Below are 16,123 nucleotides of genomic sequence, written 5' to 3' on the forward strand. Positions count from 1 at the left end.
CCCTCCAGTCGGGACGGTCACATACCTGGGCGGATCCGGGCGGCGGGCCGTGCGCGCAGCAGCAGGACCAACTCGTCGCCCACCACGAGCACGAGAGCGGCCACGGCCCCGGTCAGCCAGACGGCGAACCACGCCTGCCACGGCAGCGGCGCCGGATGAAGCACACCGGGCACGGCCAGGGCGGTGACCATGAGCAGCAGCCCGTTGCGCACGAGCTGCGGGGCGCCGACGGGGACCGCCGACGTACCGAAGCAGTGGCAGGACACCGCCGTACGCGAACCGACCGCCCGGGCGACGACTCCGGTGAACGCGGCCAGCAGAGCACCCGCCAGCAGCAGACCGATGCCGCGCAGCGGGGGAACGGCCAGCAACACGACGGCCGCCGCCTCGACGGCGAGCACCGCCCTGGCGAGCCGACGCCCGGCTCCCCCCGTGCGGAGCCGGACGAGTGCGGTGGTGGCCTCGGCGAACGCGTCGAACGCGGCCGCGTCGCGCACCTTGCCGAGGAAGGCCGCGCCGAGTACCAGCGTCAGCACGGCATGACAGGTCGCGGACAGAAGTTCCACGCGTACTCCCGAGAAGCTGTTGTCCCGGGAAGAGCCGTCGCTCCCCGGACGAGATGTCGGCCCGGGAGCTGTCGCTCCTGGGAGAAGCCGTGCCCGGGGCCGGGGCGGCGCGGGAACGTCCTCGCCCGCCGACGTGCCGAGCGTCCGGACAGGACACGGCGGGGTGCGGGCCGCCCGCCGCCGCTAGGGCGTGTTTCGAAAGTCCCGTCTGGTCGGGGGCGTCTGGTACTTCCCCAAGTTCTCGGCTTTCGCTCGAACAGGGGAGACCCCACTCTCGCTGCGTTGTCGGTCGTCGGCGCAGCCCGCTGCGCTCTCCTCCCTCCGCCTTGCGATCGCACGTACCAGTCGCCCCCGACCCCGCCCTGCGGGCGGACGACGCTCCTTTCGAAACACGCCCTGGCCGCCCGACGGAGAACGCCAGCCGCGGTTACGACGTGCAGCCGCAGCGGACGAACTCGCGCCTGTTCAGGTCGCACGACCACACGCGCTGTGTGTACTGGTTGTAGTTCGCACACGGCTGGTTGCGGATGCAGCGGTACCACCACTCGCACGCACCGGCCGTCTCGCTCGGAACCAGACGCTCCAGCATCCGGTCCGCGATCCCACGCATACTCCTCATGACGCCGTCCCCTTCCGGAACACGTTCTCTGGTCGTGCCCGGCGGTCCCGGGCCGTGCTCATCACCGTCCCGCACCACCCTTGGCGGAACCTTGGCGCGATCTCGAATTGGCTGATGGAGCCCGTCTCGGCAAGCTGGGCGCGGGGTCAGGGAGGTGCCATGGCGGTAGGGTTCCGCGTGCTCGGTGACATCACGGCGCACATCGACGGTGCGGCCGTGGCGCTCGGTCCTCCGCAACAGCGGTCCGTACTCGCCGCGTTGCTCGTCGACGCCCCGCGCACGGTGACGGCCGCGCAACTCGTCGAACGGGTCTGGGAGAACCGCGCACCGCAGCGCGTCAAGGGCACGCTCTACGGATACGTGTCCCTGCTGCGGCGGGCCCTGGAACCGGCGGGCGAGGAAGCGGCCATCGCCCGACGCCCCGGCGGATACGCCGTGCAGACCGCCCCGCACCTCGTGGACCTGCACCTCTTCCACACCCTGGTCCGTCAGGCCCGTGCCGCCGAGGACGCGGAACGCGCCGCCCGGCTCTTCGAACAGGCGCTGGCCCTGTGGCAGGGAGAGCCCTTCACGGCATGCGCCACCCCGTGGTTCGACTCACTGCGTGAGGCACTGCTGCGGGAACGGCTCGCCGCCGAACTGGACTTCAACGACGCCCGACTGCGTCTCGGGGCTCACGGCGCGCTCCTGTCCCGGCTCGTGTCCCTGACGGAGCGTCACCCCTTGGACGAGCGGGCGGCCGGGCAGCTCATGCTCGCCCTGTACCGCAGCGGGCGGGCCTCCGACGCCCTACGCCATTACGAGGCTCAACGTCGCCATCTGGCTGATGAGTTGGGCATCGACCCGGGTCCGGAGCTGCGTCGGCTGCATCAGCGGATCCTCACCGACTCCCCGGACCTCTCCGTGCCCTCCCCGGCGGTCACCGCCTCCCGCCCGCGTCCTGCCGGAACCTCCGGCCCCGACGGGGCCCCCGGATCCGCCGCCGGGAACGGCCCCGCCGACGCCGCCGGGGACGGCCGCGAGAGCCAGAGCGGACCGGGCGCGCCGGGCGGGCCGGGTGGGACGACTCCGTGCCCCCGCCTGCTGCCGCCGTCCCCGTCCCTGCTGGTGGGCCGGGAGCGGGAGACGTCCGAAGCCTGTCGGCTGCTGGCCCGGAAGACGGCCGGGCCGCTCCCCCTGCTGGTCACCGGCCCCGCCGGGGTCGGCAAGACGGCGTTCGCCGTACGCCTGGGACATCGGCTGGCCTCCCGGTTCCCGGACGGCCAGCTCTACACGGACCTGCAGGGCTTCGGAGACGGGCCGGCCGAACCGTTCACGATCCTGGGCGCCTTCCTCCGGGCGCTCGGTGTGCGCGGCGGCACGGTACCGCCGGACCACACCGGCCGCGTCCACCTCTACCGCACCCTGCTGGCCCAGCGGAAAGCGCTCGTCGTCCTGGACAACGCCGCCGACGCCCTCCAGGTGGACGACCTCCTCCCCAGCGGCGCCCGCTGCGCCGCCGTCGTCACCAGCCGCACTTCCCTCGCGGGTCTCGACGGCGCCCGGCTCCCGCTGGGAGTCCTGGACCCCGCGAACGGACTCGCCCTGCTGCGGGAGATGCTCGGAACCGACCGGACCCTCGCGGAGCCGGACGCCGCCCGGGCCATCGTGGAGACCTGCGAGGGTCTTCCGCTCGCGGTGTGGGTCGCCGGAGCACGGCTGGCGGCCCGGCCGAACTGGCCACTGGGAAAGGTCGCCCACGCGCTGGCCGACGAACAGCGCAAGCTCGACGAACTGGCCGTCGGCCACGTCGCCGTACGGGCCAGCCTCGAACTGACCTACCAGGCGATGCCGCCCGCGAACCAGCACGCCCTGCGGATGCTGGCCCTGCTCCCCGGGCCGGACCTCTCCGTCTGGTCCCTGGCCGCGCTCCTGGACCTCGACCTGCGCCGGGCGGAGGCCCTGCTCGACGACCTGACCGACGTCCACCTGGTGGAGGCCGCCACGACCGGGGCGTCCGGCATGCGCCACCGGCTGCACGATCTGGTGCGCCTGCTGGGCCGCGAAAGGGCGGAACGGGAGGTCCCGCCGCATGAACGCGCCGCCGCGCTCGCCCGGTTGCTGGGGGCCGGCCTGCACCTGGCCGACCTGGCCGCGGACACCCTCAGCGTCGACTTCCAGGGCATCTCGCAGGCCGCCCTGGCGTCCTGGCGGCTGTCCGCACAGGACGCCGACCGCGTCCTCGCGGACCCGCTGGCCTGGTTCAACGACGAGCGCCGGTTCCTCATCGACGTGGTGGACCAGGCACTCGACAGGGACGAGACCGCCCCGGCGGCGGCACTGGCCACCACGCTGACCACCCTCTTCCAGATCGGCAGCCACTTCGACGACTGGGAACGCCTCCAGAACCGGGCCCTCAAGGCGGCCCTGAGCGGTGGCGACCGACGCAGCGCCGCCCAGCTCCACCGCTGCCTGGGCGAGCTCACCACCATCCTCGACCGCTATCCGGAGGCAGTGGGCCACTTCGAACAGGCGCTGGAGCTCGGCGACGGCGAGGGCCCGGCCCACCTGGCCAGTGCCACGGCCGGGCTCGCTTACGTGCACCGCCTGCTCGGCCACTACACGACGGCGGTGCGCCACTTCGAGCGGGCGGCGGAGCTCGCCCGCCTGGCCGGAAACGTCAACTGCCTCGTCTACGCGACCAACGGCATCGGCGTCATCGACCTGGAACAAGGGCGCACCGAGGCGGCCATGGAGCGGTTCACCCAGTGCCTGCGGGAGAGCCGGGACGCCGGCTACCGCCCGGGCGAGGCCCAGGCGCTGCGCTGCCTGGGGCAGTGCCACCGGGCGCTCGGAGCCCATGCGGAGGCCGCCGAGTGCTTCCGGCGGGCCGCGGCGATCAGCGAGGTCCTCGGCGACCGGCTCACCGCCGCGCACGCCACCTGCTGGCTCGGGGACGTCCTGGTCAAGGGCGGCGCCGAACGGGAGGGCCGCCGGCTCCTCGCCCGTACTCTCTGGACCTACCGGGAGTTCGGCAATCTGTGGGGCGAGGCGGCGACGCTCTACGCGCTCGCGGAGGCGCAGCTCACCGCCGGACGGCCGGTGCCGGCCGTCCGGCGTGCCGAAGCGGCCGTCGGGCTGTGGCGCCGCATCGGTTCCCGGAGCTGGCTGGCCGTGGGCCTCGACACCCTGGCCAGGGCCCGCGACCTGCTCGGCGACGCCTCGGCCGCGGGCCGCGCCCGCGAGGAGGCCGCGCGGCTGCGGGCGGCGCTGGGCGAATCCCGTCCCGAGGACTGAGACCGGACACCGGACCGGACACCGGACCGGACGCCGGAGCGGACACGACGCGGCGCCGCCGCGTCGTCGTTCCGGAGAACGGACTCACACCAATGGCCCTCACCGATGACCGGAAGCCCCTCGGCCCGCGCTTGCCTCGAGTGCACTCGAAGGTTTTAGCGTGGAGGGCATGACGGTGATGGAGACCACTTCCGCGAGGACGGACGTCGGCGCGTCGGCACCCAAGGCGTACCCGCGCCCCGACGGGCAGGACCGCTACACCATCGGCGAGGTCGCCGCGTTCACCGGGCTCACCGCGCACACCCTGCGCTGGTACGAGCGGATCGGGCTGATGACGCACGTCGACCGGTCGCACACCGGCCAGCGCCGGTTCACCAACCGGGACCTGGACTGGCTGGCGTTCGTCGGCAAGCTGCGGCTGACCGGGATGCCGGTCGCCGGCATGGTCCGGTACGCGGAGCTGCTGCGCGAGGGCGAGCACACCTTCGAGGAAAGGCAGGAGCTGCTGGAGGCGACCCGCCGCGACGTGAAGGCGCGGATCGCGGAGCTCCAGGACACGCTCGCCGTCCTCGACCACAAGATCGATTTCTACGCGGGTGCCCGACGGGCGCCGGAAAGGCCCTGTGCCTGATGACTGACGACAAGATCGCCACTGTGGAGCTCGGCACCGGCGGCCCCCGGGTCGGCGTGCAGGGTCTCGGCTGCATGGGGATGAGCGAGTTCTACGGGGAGACCGACGAGGCCGCCGCCCGCGAGACGCTGGAGACGGCGCTGGCGGCGGGCGTCACCCTGTTCGACACCGCCGACGTCTACGGGAGCGGCGCCAACGAGGAGTTCCTGGCCCCGTTCGTCGCGGCGCACCGGGACGCGATCACCCTCGCCACGAAGTTCGCCATCGAGCGGAGGGCCGACGACCCGCACTACCGGGGCGTGCGCAACGACCCCGCGTACATCCGGCAGGCCGTCGAGGGCAGTCTGCGCCGGCTCGGCACCGACGTCATCGACCTCTACTACATGCACCGCCGCGATCCCCTCGTCCCACTGGCCGAGTCCGTCGGAGCGATGGCCGAACTGGTCCGGCAGGGCAAGGTCAAGCACCTCGGACTGAGCGAGGTGACCGGGCCCGAGCTGCGCGAGGCGCACGCGGTGCACCCGATCGCCGCACTCCAGTCGGAGTGGTCGCTCTTCAGCCGGGACGCGGAGCGCAGCGCCGTACCCGCCGCCGTCGAGCTGGGGGTGGCCCTCGTGCCGTACTCGCCGCTCGGCCGCGGCTTCCTCACCGGCGCGTTCACGGACGCCGCCAAGGACCTGCCGGACGGCGACTTCCGCCGGTACCAGCCGCGCTTCACCGGAAACAACGCGAAGGCGAACGCCGCGCTGCTGGCGCCCGTGCGCGAGATCGCCCAGGTGCACGGGGCCACCCCCGCGCAGATCGCCCTCGCCTGGGTGCAGCAGCGCGCCCAGGTGCACGGTCTGACCGTCGTCCCGATCCCCGGCACCCGCAAGAGCAGCCGCCTGCTGGAGAACGTGGCCGCCACCCGGATCACGCTGACGGACCAGGAACTGGCGCTGCTGGAGCCGATCGCCGGACAGGTGGCGGGCGACCGCTACCCGGACATGAGCAACACGGCCACGGCCCGCGAGCGGTAGTCCCGGGAGCGGCACCAGCCGGTACGGGCCGGTTTTGGGCCGTACCGGCGGGGCGGTGCGCCATGCGCATCAGGGCGGCATGACCATCCGCAACCGGAGACCCAGTCCCTCGATGTCACACCGCCAGTCGCGCTGGAGTCCACAGGCGACGCTGAACCAGTTCACCAGCCGGGCCCCGCGCGGCCCCGCGCTCTACTGCCAGGTCGCGGTGTCGGGGTCGATGCCGTGGGCGCGTGCGGCGGCGTCGACGATGTGGCGGAACCACGTGGCGAGGCCGGTACGGATGCCGTCGTAGTGGGCAGTGAATGCCGGATCGGCCTCGTACATGCGGCCGAGGCAGACCTGCATCTCCCTGGTGAGGGGAAAGTACGAAGCGAAGACTTCGCGGTGCCGCTCGACGAGTTCGTTCGCTTCCGGGCTACCAGGTGGGACACCGGCGTCCATCGCATCCCCGAGAGCGCGGTCGAGGTCGGCAACGGCGTCGGCGACGGCCTGCCATTCCTCCGGACCGCGAGCGGCCGAACGTTCGGCGTACTGCCGCCACTGCGGCGTGTCTCCGTAGCGCTGACGGGCTTGGGCGGGCCAGTCCGGGTTCCACTCGGGGCCGAAGATCGCGGCCTGCTGCTCGACGGTCAGCAGCAGGCCGCGGTCGTGGGCGTCGATCATCCGGTCCAGTCCGGCGCCGAGCTGCTGGAGGCGGTCGATCCGTTCAGCGACCTGGGTGCGCTGCGCACGCAGGGCGCCGGGCACGTCCGCGGTCGAGTCGTCCAGGACGGCCCGAATCCTGTCCAGGCCGAGACCGAGATCACGGTAGACGACGATGCGGTGCAGACGTTCCAGATCAGCGGCGGTGTAAAGCCGGTATCCGGCAGCCGTGCGCAGCGACGGTCGTGCCAGGCCGATCTCATCCCAGTGGTGCAGGGCGCGGACCGTCACGCCCAGACACGTCGAGACCTGGCCGACGGTCAGGCTGTCGGCGTCGGTGTCGGTGTCGGTGTCGGCGTCGGTGTCGGCGTCGGTGGTATCAGGCATGCTCCCCATGGTCGTCGCGACCGACGCCCGGTGGGGTGATCCCGATGGCTTCAAGGTTCCGCGCCTCCTCGCTGGCCGGATCGAAGGGCTTCGCCGCAGTGAAGACGATCCGTGCGTTCTCGGGGGTGATCACCTCCACATCGCGGGTGTTCCAAGGAGTATCCCGCGGACCGTCGACCGAGTCCGGGCGCACCGCACGGCATGCCTCGACCAGGGGATCGACCTGGCTGAGCACGCAAGCGAAGCTGACGCTCATCGCCGGTGCCTGCTCCGGCTCGCTCGCCGCCGCGACGAGGAGTACGTCCTGGAACGCCCAGCGGCGCAGATGCACAAGCGTGCCGGGGATGCTGAACAGCTCGAAGAATCCGAGACCCCGAATCCAGAAGTCCACCGACGCCGCCATATCGCTCGTGGGGATCGTCACGAACGCGGGCATGCCATAGATGCCGTGGAACGGCTCCGGCGGAACCGCATCAGGGCCGGGGGCGGGCACGGGACTCGTCTCGAACGCGTTGTAGTAATCGCTCATGCGCCCCACCTTCCAGCCTCACGCGACGTGAGGGTCAAGTCGAGTCCGTGTATCTCGCCCCGCCCCGATGATGCGGACCGGTGCGGTGGCCGGGGCATCCGCCTGAGGTGGCCGGCATGAGCGAAGTCCCCGGGCCCCGAACCCTGTTGCCGAGGACGCCGGGCGGCGGCGAGGACGACTGGCTTCCCGTCGGCACCGGAGAGTCGGCGGCGGAGGTCTTCCGCAGCGCGGACGCCAGCACCGGGGCCCGGAGCCCGGCCGGCGCCCCGGTCCCTCACGCCTCGCCCGGCACCACCAGCCCCGCCTCGTACGCGAAGATCACCGCCTGTGCGCGGTCCCGCAGGTCGAGCTTGGCCAGGACGCGTCCGATGTGGGTCTTGACCGTCTGCTCGGCCAGCACCAGCCGAGCCGCGATCTCCTGGTTGGACAGCCCCCGCGCGATCAGCTCCAACACCTCCGTCTCGCGCGGGGTCAGCCCCTTCAGCCGCAGCGCCTGTCCGCTCCGGGTCGCGCCGGAGGGGCCCTGCCGGGCGAAGTCCGCGATCAGGCGCCGCGTCACGGACGGCGCGAGCAGCGCCTCGCCGGACGCCACCACCCGCACCGCCGCGATCAGGTCCGAGGGCGGCGCGTCCTTCAACAGGAAGCCGGACGCCCCGGCGCGCAGCGCCTCGTACACGTAGTCGTCCACGTCGAACGTGGTGAGCATCAGCACCTTCGGCCGGTGCTCCACCCCCGCGGGCGGGTTCAGCAGTTCGCGGGCCGCCGCCAGGCCGTCCATCTCGGGCATCCGGACGTCCATCAGGACCACGTCCGGGCACACCTCCCGGCTGACGTCGACACCCCGGCGCCCGTCCGGCGCCTCACCGACCACCTCGATGTCGCTCTGCGCCGCGAGCAGCGCCGCGAACCCCGCGCGCACCATGGCCTGGTCGTCGACGATGATCACGCGGATGGTCAAGGTTCCTCCGGGGCGGCGTCAGGGCGTGGTGGGCGTCAGCTCACCGAGTGCTTCAACGGCAGGCGGGCGGCTACCCGATAACCGCCGTCGGGCAGCGGACCGGTGTCCAGCGTGCCGCCGGTCAACCGTACGCGTTCGCGCATGCCGACCAGCCCGTGCCCGGTGCAGTTGGTCTCCAGCGGTGAACCCGCCTGCGCCGCAGGGCCGTTGACCACCAGGACGGTCAGGTGCCCGTCGTCGGACGTGACCGACACCCGGGTCCGTGCCCCGGGCGCGTGCCGCACCACATTGGCCAAGGACTCCTGCACGATCCGGTACGCCGACAGATCCACCGCCTGCGGCAGGTCCGGCAGGTCCGCGGCCAGCGACAGTTCGGCCCAAAGCCCTGCCCGTACCGTCGCCTCGACCAGTTGCTGCACCCGGTCGAGCCCCGGCTGCGGCGCCCGCTCGCCGTCCGTGCCGTCACTGCGCAGCACCGCCAGCAGCCGCCGCATCTCCGTCAAAGACTCCCGCGCGCTCGCCGCGATCGCGCCGAACTCCTCGCGCGCCTCCTCGGACAGCCCCTGGACGCGGTAGGGCGCGGAGTCGGCCTGGACCGTGATCACGGACATGTGGTGCGCGACCACGTCGTGCAACTCGCGGGCGATCCGGGCGCGTTCCTCCAGCAGGGTCCGCCGCGCGCGCTCCGCCTCGCTGATGATCTCCTGCTCGACCAGACGTCGCCGCGCGACGCCCCGCTCCCGTACCACCGCACCGATCACCGCGAACACCGCGCCCAGGACGGGAAGCAGCACCGCGCTGCCGTTGCTGCGCGCCGGGTCGACCAGATGCAGGGCCAGGCTCGCCGTCGCCGTCACCGTCCAGACCGCGACCGCGGTCTGCAGGGGTTCGCGCAGGGCCACCGCCAGCAGCAGGAAGAGATGGCCGAGCAGGGCGGGCGGGGCCCACGGCCACACGTCGTACGAGGCGGGCGGGTACCCGAGCAGGACCAGTGCGCCCAGGACATCGGCGGGGAGGATGATCCACCATGCCTGCAAGGGCCGGTGCGCCAGCATCAGGAGCGGTGTCGCCTGGGTGACGGCCAGGAACCCCGCGATCCCCCCGTCCAACCTGTACTGGTTGGTCAGGACCCCGATGGTGACCGGGAAGAAGATCGCGAAGAGGACGAGGACGGCCGCGTGCGCAAGCAGCCGCTGCCAGCGCCGGGGAGCGTTCGGCGGGGCGGGCGCCGAGGGAGGGGAGGGGTGGCCGAGATCGTGGGCGACCCGGCGCAGAGTGCGGCGCGCGGCACGCACCAGGCCGTCGACGGTGGGCGGCGCTTCGGACGCGATGCGCGGGCCCTCGGACAGGTCGTGTCGCGCTTCGGATTCGACGTGCGGCGGGGGAATGGTCATGGCCGCATCAGCGTAGGCAGCGGACCCGCCCGATGGCGTCATACCCGGGTTTCGATCCGCGGCCGCCCCGTCTCGTACGAGGGTATGACGGGGCGGGAGGCGCGGAGAGCGACGGACGGAGCAGGACATGACGAGCCGGGCCACGCCTCCGCGCCCCGCCACAACAGGAGACCGGCCACCCAACCGCTAGAGCTCCGAGAGCAGTTGGGCCTTCTTCGCGCTGAACTCGTCGTCCGTCACCAACCCCGCCTGATGCAGCTCCCCGAGATGGCGGATCCGCTCCGCGATGTCCGCGGGGTCGCGCCGCCCCGCGCCGACCAGGACGGGGCCCGGGGTGTGCGCGGGCTGCGTTCTGCGCACGGAGTCCAGCACTGCCGCGGCGAACGGCAACGACTCGTGCACCGGACCGTAGCCGAGCCCGAACACCACCGCGGCCGGGTCCTGATCGGCGCGGGTGGGACCGGCGGCGGCCGTCGGCAGGGCACCGCCCGGCGCCGTGCACGGACCGGGATCGGCCACCGGCTCGGTGTCCGTGCACGCGGACGTGGCCGCACCCATGGGGGCGCCCATGGCGGGGCCGGACGCCGCGACCGCGCCCTTCGCGCCGCGCGGCAGCAGCCGCAGATATCCGTCGAAGACGTCCGGCGAACGCCACTCGACGCCGCTCAGCTCCGCCACCGGGAACGTCTGGTCGCCGGCCTTCCACTTCGCCGTGGAGGCACCCGTCCAGAACCAGCGGAAGTACACCCGCTCGCCGTCGAAGCCGGCCCGGCCGTCGTACGCCTTGAACTGCATCGGAGCCTCGGGGGCGGCGACCAGGAATCGGTCGGCGGGCTCCGAGGCGTCCGGGCCGAGCCGGGCGCGCAACTCGTCCGCGTAGTACTCGGCGAGCGTCTCGCGCTCGGCGGGGAGCACCAGCCGGTACGGGTCGTGGCTGTCCTTCAGCTGCCCGGCGGCGGCCTCCAGCAGCGGGTCGGCGCCCGGTCTCGGCACCGCGCGCAGGACCACCGTGCCCCGCTTGCCGGGGGCCAGCGTCACCGAAGACAGAGCCGCGTGCGGTACACGGCGCTCACGCAGGCTCTGGAAGAGCTTCGGTGTGCGGATCCCCCGTTCGAAGCGGATGAGCACGGAGTCGTGGTCGAACTCCCAGGTGGCATGAATTCCGGCCAGCACATCACCCATGTGCCTCATCGTATGCGGCACTTGCCCTTCACGTCCCCCCTGGAGCAAGCCCCGATATGTGACCGGATACGGTGCGATGCACCCGATCGGATCCCGGTCAGGCCGTGCTGTCGTGGGCGACGCCGGCACGACAGGCGCGGTCGGAAGTCGCACAGCTCACCGAACCGTAGGCGCCCACACCGATGGCCGCGAAGTTGCCCAGGCTCTCGGTGCCCGGCTCGAAATAGCCGCTGTGCCCGAGTGCGTCGCCGGCCGCGACGACGCGTGCGCCGAACGCGGGTTCGACCGGGTCGGCTCCGTGACCGAGCCCGCCGAACTCCAGGTTCGGGACGTCCTCGATCCAGTCGCCGCGGTCCCGCGTCGCCCACACCCTGGCCCCGGTACGCAATTGATCGGCGCGCTCCACACGCATGCCGGGGCTGCCCGCGACCGCGATGTCCGCGACCCTGGCGGGCAGTTCGTGCGCCGCGACGCCGCACAGCACCGAGCCGTAGCTGTGGCAGAACAGCGAGACGGGGGCGCCGCCGGGCAGCCCGTCCACCAGCGCCTTCAGACGCACGGCACCGCGTGCGGCGAGGTTGCCCAGAGCCGCGTCCACGCCGATACCGGCGGGCGCGGTGTAGTCGGCCCAGGCGATGACGGCGGTACGGATGCCGGGCCGGGCGGCGCGTTCCGCCGCGTACAGCGACTTCGCCATGCCGACCGGGGCGGTGTTCCCCTTGGGCGCGGGCCGTTCCAGGGTCAGCACCGTGGTGTCGACGCCGGGGACGACCACGGAGATCCGTTCGGCCCGGTCGAGATCGCCGAACACCTCCGCGGCACGCCCCTTTCCGGACGGGTCGAAGGCGAGGATGTGCCGGCCGTCCGCGAGCATCGACCGGAAGCGGTCCAGTCGGCGCAGCGCCTCGGCCCGGCCGTCGGGGGAGAGCCGGACGTCGTGCGCGCGCTTCTGCTCGACCGCTCGCGCGTCCGCCAGGGCCCGCCGGTTGGCGCGGTAGCGCAGGGCGACCGGGGCTCCGTTCAGATTGCCCACCACCAGCGGGTATCTGTCGGCGAGGGCGGTGCGCTGCTCGGCCCTGAGCGTGGCGAAGAACCGGGCCATGCGGCGCGGTGGCGCGTCGGCGTCCGGCAGCGGGTGCCCCGCGAGCCGACCCCGCGCCCAGGCGGCGAGCGCGACCGCGCGGGGCTCGTCGGGGCTCTGGTGGCGCACGGCGGTCCAGCCCGTGGTCGCCAGCATCACGAACACCACCGCGACGGCGAGCAGCGCGCGCCACGCGGCGAGGGTGGGAGAGGAGTCGAAGGAAGTCACTCCGGCCCACACTAGGAGACGCGCCACGACACCCGCGTGCAGGGTGACACACATCACCCGGCTGTCGGGAATTCAAGTCCCGCTGTTTCACGCTGTGTTGGTGCGGTACGCACGCTGAGGTGCGCGAGGAGCCGGGGAAGCGGCTCCGGGGCGTCGCACGCCGCTGTCGGGGGGCCGTTGTGAGGTCGGTCGTGCGGTGTGCCGAAACGTACGACGCATCGAGACATGCGGCACATCAAGACGTGCGGGACATCGGGAGGGAGCTCATGGCGTCGGCGGGAGCGTGGACGGTGTCGGCGCCCGGACTCCGTACACGCATGCCGTCAGCCGGACGCGCGGCCGGTCCCGGCTCCCGCTTCCGTTTCCGTACCCGACCGCCAGTTCCCCGCCAGCGCCGGACCGAGCTGGTCCAGGTACCGCTCGGTCAGCACGCGCAGCGACTCCATGCTGGCGTCCCTTCCGCGGCACCAGAGCTGGCCCGTCACCCGCATCACCCCGCAGAACGCCGCGACGGCGACCCTGGGCCGGGGGTCCTTCTCCACGTCGAGGCCCTCGCGCTCGGCGATCAGCAGCGCTACCTGGTTCTCCAGGTCGATGCTGCGCCGCAGGTGGGCGGCGAGCAGCGACGGTGTCGACTCGATCATCCGGTACGTGCGCATGTGGAGTTCGACCGTGATGATCGCGTCGATCGTGTCACCGAGGCTGTTCCAGGCGCAGAGGACCGCGCGGCGTATGGCTTCGAACGGCGCCTCCGACGCGGGGCGCCGGCGCAGTTCCGAGAGGAAGTGGGACTCCACCATCTCCTGGATGGCGAAGGCGACCTCCTCCTTGCTGGCGAAGTAGCGGAAGAAGGTGCGTTGGGAGACCTCCACGGCGTCGACGATCTCGTCGACGGTGGTCTGCTCGTACCCCTGCGTGGTGAAGAGGTCGAGGGCGGCGTGCAGCAGGGCGTCCCGGGTGCGGCGCTTCTTCCGTTCACGCAGCCCGGGCGGGCGCTCGCCCCGTGCGACCGGAGTCCGGTCACGCTCGGTCCTGGTCCGGTCCGGTCCGCCCGGAGCCCCGCCCCGTTCGGCCGGACGGTCCGCTCCTTCGGCCGGGTGCTCGCGCGGCCCGGCCGCCGCCGGACCGCCCCCCGGCCCGTGCACCGGACTCTCGTGCGGCCCGGCCGGGCGCGCCGCCCGCTGCCCCTCGGTCACTGAAGTGGTCCTCTTTCTTCTGCCTTTGGCCAGCTCAGCGTACCTGTGAGCTACGTGACAGTTACACGCTAGTGAAATGGTTCGTCAACTGTCAGACACTGACACTAGAGTCCCCGGTATGACTAGTCAGACCACCGTCGAAAAAGCGTCGCGGGAGCCGCAGAACACGGCTGTGCCCGCACCTGCCAAGGGGCTGCGCGGCCACCCCTGGCTGACGCTCTTCTCCGTGGCCATCGGCGTGATGATGGTCGCGCTCGACGGCACGATCGTCGCGATCGCCAACCCGGCCATCCAGCACGACCTGAAAGCCTCGCTCGCCGACGTCCAGTGGATCACCAACGGCTACATGCTGGCCCTCGCGGTGTCCCTCATCACCGCGGGCAAGCTCGGTGACCGGTTCGGCCACCGCCAGACCTTCCTGATCGGTGTCGTGGGCTTCGCCGCGGCGTCGGGTGCCATCGGACTCTCCGACAGCGTCGCCCTGGTGATCGTGTTCCGCGTGCTCCAGGGTCTCTTCGGCGCCCTGTTGATGCCCGCCGCGCTCGGCCTGCTGCGCGCCACCTTCCCGGCCGAGAAGCTGAACATGGCGATCGGCATCTGGGGCATGGTGATCGGCGCCTCGACCGCGGGCGGTCCGATCCTCGGCGGCGTGCTCGTCGAGCACGTCAACTGGCAGTCCGTCTTCTTCATCAACGTGCCCGTCGGGGTGATAGCGCTCCTGCTGGGCCTGGTGATCCTCAAGGACCACCGCGCCGAGAACGCGCCGCGCTCGTTCGACATCGGCGGCATCGTGCTGCTGTCGCAGGCGATGTTCTGCCTGATCTGGGCGCTCATCAAGGGCGCCGAGTGGGGCTGGGGCGACTACAAGACGCTCGGCTTCCTGGGCGGCGCCGTGGTCCTGTTCGTGGTCTTCGCCCTCTCCCAGAAGAACGTCAGGGAGCCGCTGATCCCGCTGACGATGTTCCGGTCGCTGCCGCTGACCGCGGGCACGGTCCTGATGGTGCTGATGGCCTTCGCCTTCATGGGCGGGCTGTTCTTCGTCACGTTCTACCTCCAGAACGTGCACGGCCTGAGCCCCGTCGACAGTGGTCTGCACCTGCTGCCGCTGACCGGCATGATGATCGTCGCTTCCCCGGTCGCGGGCGCGATGATCACCAAGTTCGGCCCGCGGGTTCCGCTGGTCGGCGGCATGGTGTTCACGGCGATCGCCATGTTCGGGATGTCCCGCCTGGAGGTCGGCACCGGCACCCTGACCATGTCGATCTGGTTCGGTCTGCTCGGTCTCGGCCTCGCCCCGGTGATGGTGGGCGCCACCGAGGTCATCGTGGGCAACGCACCGATGGAGCTGTCCGGTGTCGCCGGTGGTCTCCAGCAGTCCGCCATGCAGGTCGGCGGCAGCCTCGGCACGGCGGTGCTGGGCGCGGTCATGGCCTCCCAGGTCGACTCGAACCTGGGCGACAACTGGACGGCCGCACAGCTTCCGCCGCTCAGCCCGCAGCAACTGGACCAGGCGTCCGCGGCCGTCGAGGTCGGCATCCCGCCCGTGTCCGGCACCATGCCGCCGGAGATCGCGCAGAAGATCACCGATGTCGCCCATGACACGTTCGTGTCGGGCATGAGCACGGCATTCACGGTCGCCGGCGTCGTCGCCGTGGTGGCCGCGCTGGTCGCCACGCTCGCCAAGCGCGGCCAGAACGCCGAGGCGGGCGCGGGCGTGGGCCACATCTGACCGTCCGCACCGTCCCCCGACGTGCCGGCGCGCCGACAGCACGCCGCCGTCAACACACCGCGTAGAACAGCCCCGTCGGACCGCTCCGGCGGGGCTGTCGCCTATCCGGGTGGTGTGTCCCGTGGCCCCTTTCCGGGGCAGTGTCGCGCAGGTCAGGGTGCGTGCAACCGATTCGCACGACCACGGGGGTCGATTTCCATGCGCACAAGACACGCGCCGCGTAAAACACGCACGCCGCGAGCGGCACACACGATGCGTACGACCGCTCTTGTCACCGCGCTCGCCGCTGCCGCCCTGATCCCGCAGGCCGCAGCCGCGCAGTCGCCGGGTCCGCAGGCCGCTGCCCGCTCCGCGCCCGCTCGGCTCGGGGCCTGCGACAGCGGCCAGCTCTGCCTCTGGGAGAAGCCGGACTTCACCGGAGCCCGGCAGATCCACGAGCTGTCCACCGTCGACATCGAGAGCTGTGTCGCGCTCCGGGCGGGCGCCAGGGTCCAGGCACTCGCCAACCGCACGGGCCGCCCGGTCACCACGTACCAGTCGGCGGAATGTGCCGAGACCGGGGAGTTCGAGACCTACCCGGGCGGTGGTACCTGGGTGCCCCGGTCCCCGTACCAGGTCCGGGCGTTCAAGGTATGGGAGAACTGACCGGACACGGCTGGACACAACCGGAAGGTGTCGGGCCG

Annotated in this window: 14 protein-coding genes; 5 read left to right on the forward strand and 9 right to left on the reverse strand. The window is 72.1% G+C overall.

The window, feature by feature from the left end; translation table 11 throughout:
• Window positions 1-17: 17 nt before the first annotated feature.
• Together ACGF2V_RS03610 and ACGF2V_RS03615 are read right to left on the reverse strand one after the other, a co-directional pair.
• Window positions 18-566, reverse strand: coding sequence for a MauE/DoxX family redox-associated membrane protein (locus ACGF2V_RS03610; RefSeq protein WP_362620645.1), 549 nt, complete (start codon window positions 564-566; stop codon window positions 18-20).
• A 427-nt stretch (window positions 567-993) separates the two neighbouring features.
• On the reverse strand, window positions 994-1,185 hold the full coding sequence (locus ACGF2V_RS03615) for a hypothetical protein (protein ID WP_362620647.1): 192 nt from the start codon (window positions 1,183-1,185) through the stop codon (window positions 994-996).
• A 159-nt stretch (window positions 1,186-1,344) separates the two neighbouring features.
• Between ACGF2V_RS03615 and ACGF2V_RS03620 the strand changes: the two genes are divergently transcribed.
• The 3 genes from ACGF2V_RS03620 to ACGF2V_RS03630 all read left to right on the forward strand — a co-directional run bounded on the left by ACGF2V_RS03620 (window position 1,345) and on the right by ACGF2V_RS03630 (window position 6,111).
• Window positions 1,345-4,461 (forward strand): BTAD domain-containing putative transcriptional regulator, encoded by a 3,117-nt coding sequence (locus tag ACGF2V_RS03620; protein ID WP_362704416.1) that lies wholly within the window; start codon window positions 1,345-1,347, stop codon window positions 4,459-4,461.
• 169 nt (window positions 4,462-4,630) lie between these two features.
• Window positions 4,631-5,092 (forward strand): MerR family transcriptional regulator, encoded by a 462-nt coding sequence (locus ACGF2V_RS03625; protein WP_362620650.1) that lies wholly within the window; start codon window positions 4,631-4,633, stop codon window positions 5,090-5,092.
• On the forward strand, window positions 5,092-6,111 hold the full coding sequence (locus ACGF2V_RS03630; protein ID WP_362704419.1) for an aldo/keto reductase: 1,020 nt from the start codon (window positions 5,092-5,094) through the stop codon (window positions 6,109-6,111). Before ACGF2V_RS03625 ends, ACGF2V_RS03630 begins: the two co-directional genes overlap by 1 nt.
• A 192-nt stretch (window positions 6,112-6,303) precedes the next feature.
• On the opposite strand, the gene ACGF2V_RS03635 is transcribed toward ACGF2V_RS03630, so the two are convergent.
• The 7 genes from ACGF2V_RS03635 to ACGF2V_RS03665 all read right to left on the reverse strand — a co-directional run bounded on the left by ACGF2V_RS03635 (window position 6,304) and on the right by ACGF2V_RS03665 (window position 13,498).
• Window positions 6,304-7,152: a MerR family transcriptional regulator gene (locus tag ACGF2V_RS03635; protein WP_392910621.1), complete on the reverse strand. Its 849-nt coding sequence runs from the start codon at window positions 7,150-7,152 to the stop codon at window positions 6,304-6,306.
• Window positions 7,136-7,672, reverse strand: a complete 537-nt coding sequence (locus ACGF2V_RS03640) for a VOC family protein (protein WP_362704424.1) — start codon at window positions 7,670-7,672, stop codon at window positions 7,136-7,138. Before ACGF2V_RS03640 ends, ACGF2V_RS03635 begins: the two co-directional genes overlap by 17 nt.
• Before the next feature lie 274 nt (window positions 7,673-7,946).
• Window positions 7,947-8,630, reverse strand: a complete 684-nt coding sequence (locus ACGF2V_RS03645) for a response regulator transcription factor (RefSeq protein WP_362704426.1) — start codon at window positions 8,628-8,630, stop codon at window positions 7,947-7,949.
• Between the two features lie 35 nt (window positions 8,631-8,665).
• Complete coding sequence (locus ACGF2V_RS03650) at window positions 8,666-10,066, reverse strand: sensor histidine kinase (RefSeq protein ID WP_392910625.1); 1,401 nt, start codon at window positions 10,064-10,066, stop codon at window positions 8,666-8,668.
• 144 nt (window positions 10,067-10,210) lie between these two features.
• Complete coding sequence (locus ACGF2V_RS03655; RefSeq protein ID WP_362704431.1) at window positions 10,211-11,206, reverse strand: DUF4429 domain-containing protein; 996 nt, start codon at window positions 11,204-11,206, stop codon at window positions 10,211-10,213.
• A 97-nt stretch (window positions 11,207-11,303) separates the two neighbouring features.
• Window positions 11,304-12,515, reverse strand: a complete 1,212-nt coding sequence (locus tag ACGF2V_RS03660; RefSeq protein ID WP_362704433.1) for an alpha/beta hydrolase — start codon at window positions 12,513-12,515, stop codon at window positions 11,304-11,306.
• A gap of 323 nt (window positions 12,516-12,838) precedes the next feature.
• On the reverse strand, window positions 12,839-13,498 hold the full coding sequence (locus tag ACGF2V_RS03665) for a TetR family transcriptional regulator (RefSeq protein ID WP_362620682.1): 660 nt from the start codon (window positions 13,496-13,498) through the stop codon (window positions 12,839-12,841).
• A 331-nt stretch (window positions 13,499-13,829) separates the two neighbouring features.
• Between ACGF2V_RS03665 and ACGF2V_RS03670 the strand changes: the two genes are divergently transcribed.
• Window positions 13,830-15,440: an MFS transporter gene (locus ACGF2V_RS03670; protein WP_362620659.1), complete on the forward strand. Its 1,611-nt coding sequence runs from the start codon at window positions 13,830-13,832 to the stop codon at window positions 15,438-15,440.
• Window positions 15,441-15,692: 252 nt separating this feature from the next.
• Entirely contained in the window at window positions 15,693-16,085 is a 393-nt protein-coding gene (locus tag ACGF2V_RS03675) for a peptidase inhibitor family I36 protein (RefSeq protein WP_362620661.1), read from the forward strand.
• Window positions 16,086-16,123 lie beyond the last annotated feature (38 nt).

Origin of the sequence: Streptomyces sp. NPDC047982 (genome assembly GCF_043204165.1) — a bacterium.
In the GTDB taxonomy this organism is placed as follows: domain Bacteria; phylum Actinomycetota; class Actinomycetes; order Streptomycetales; family Streptomycetaceae; genus Streptomyces.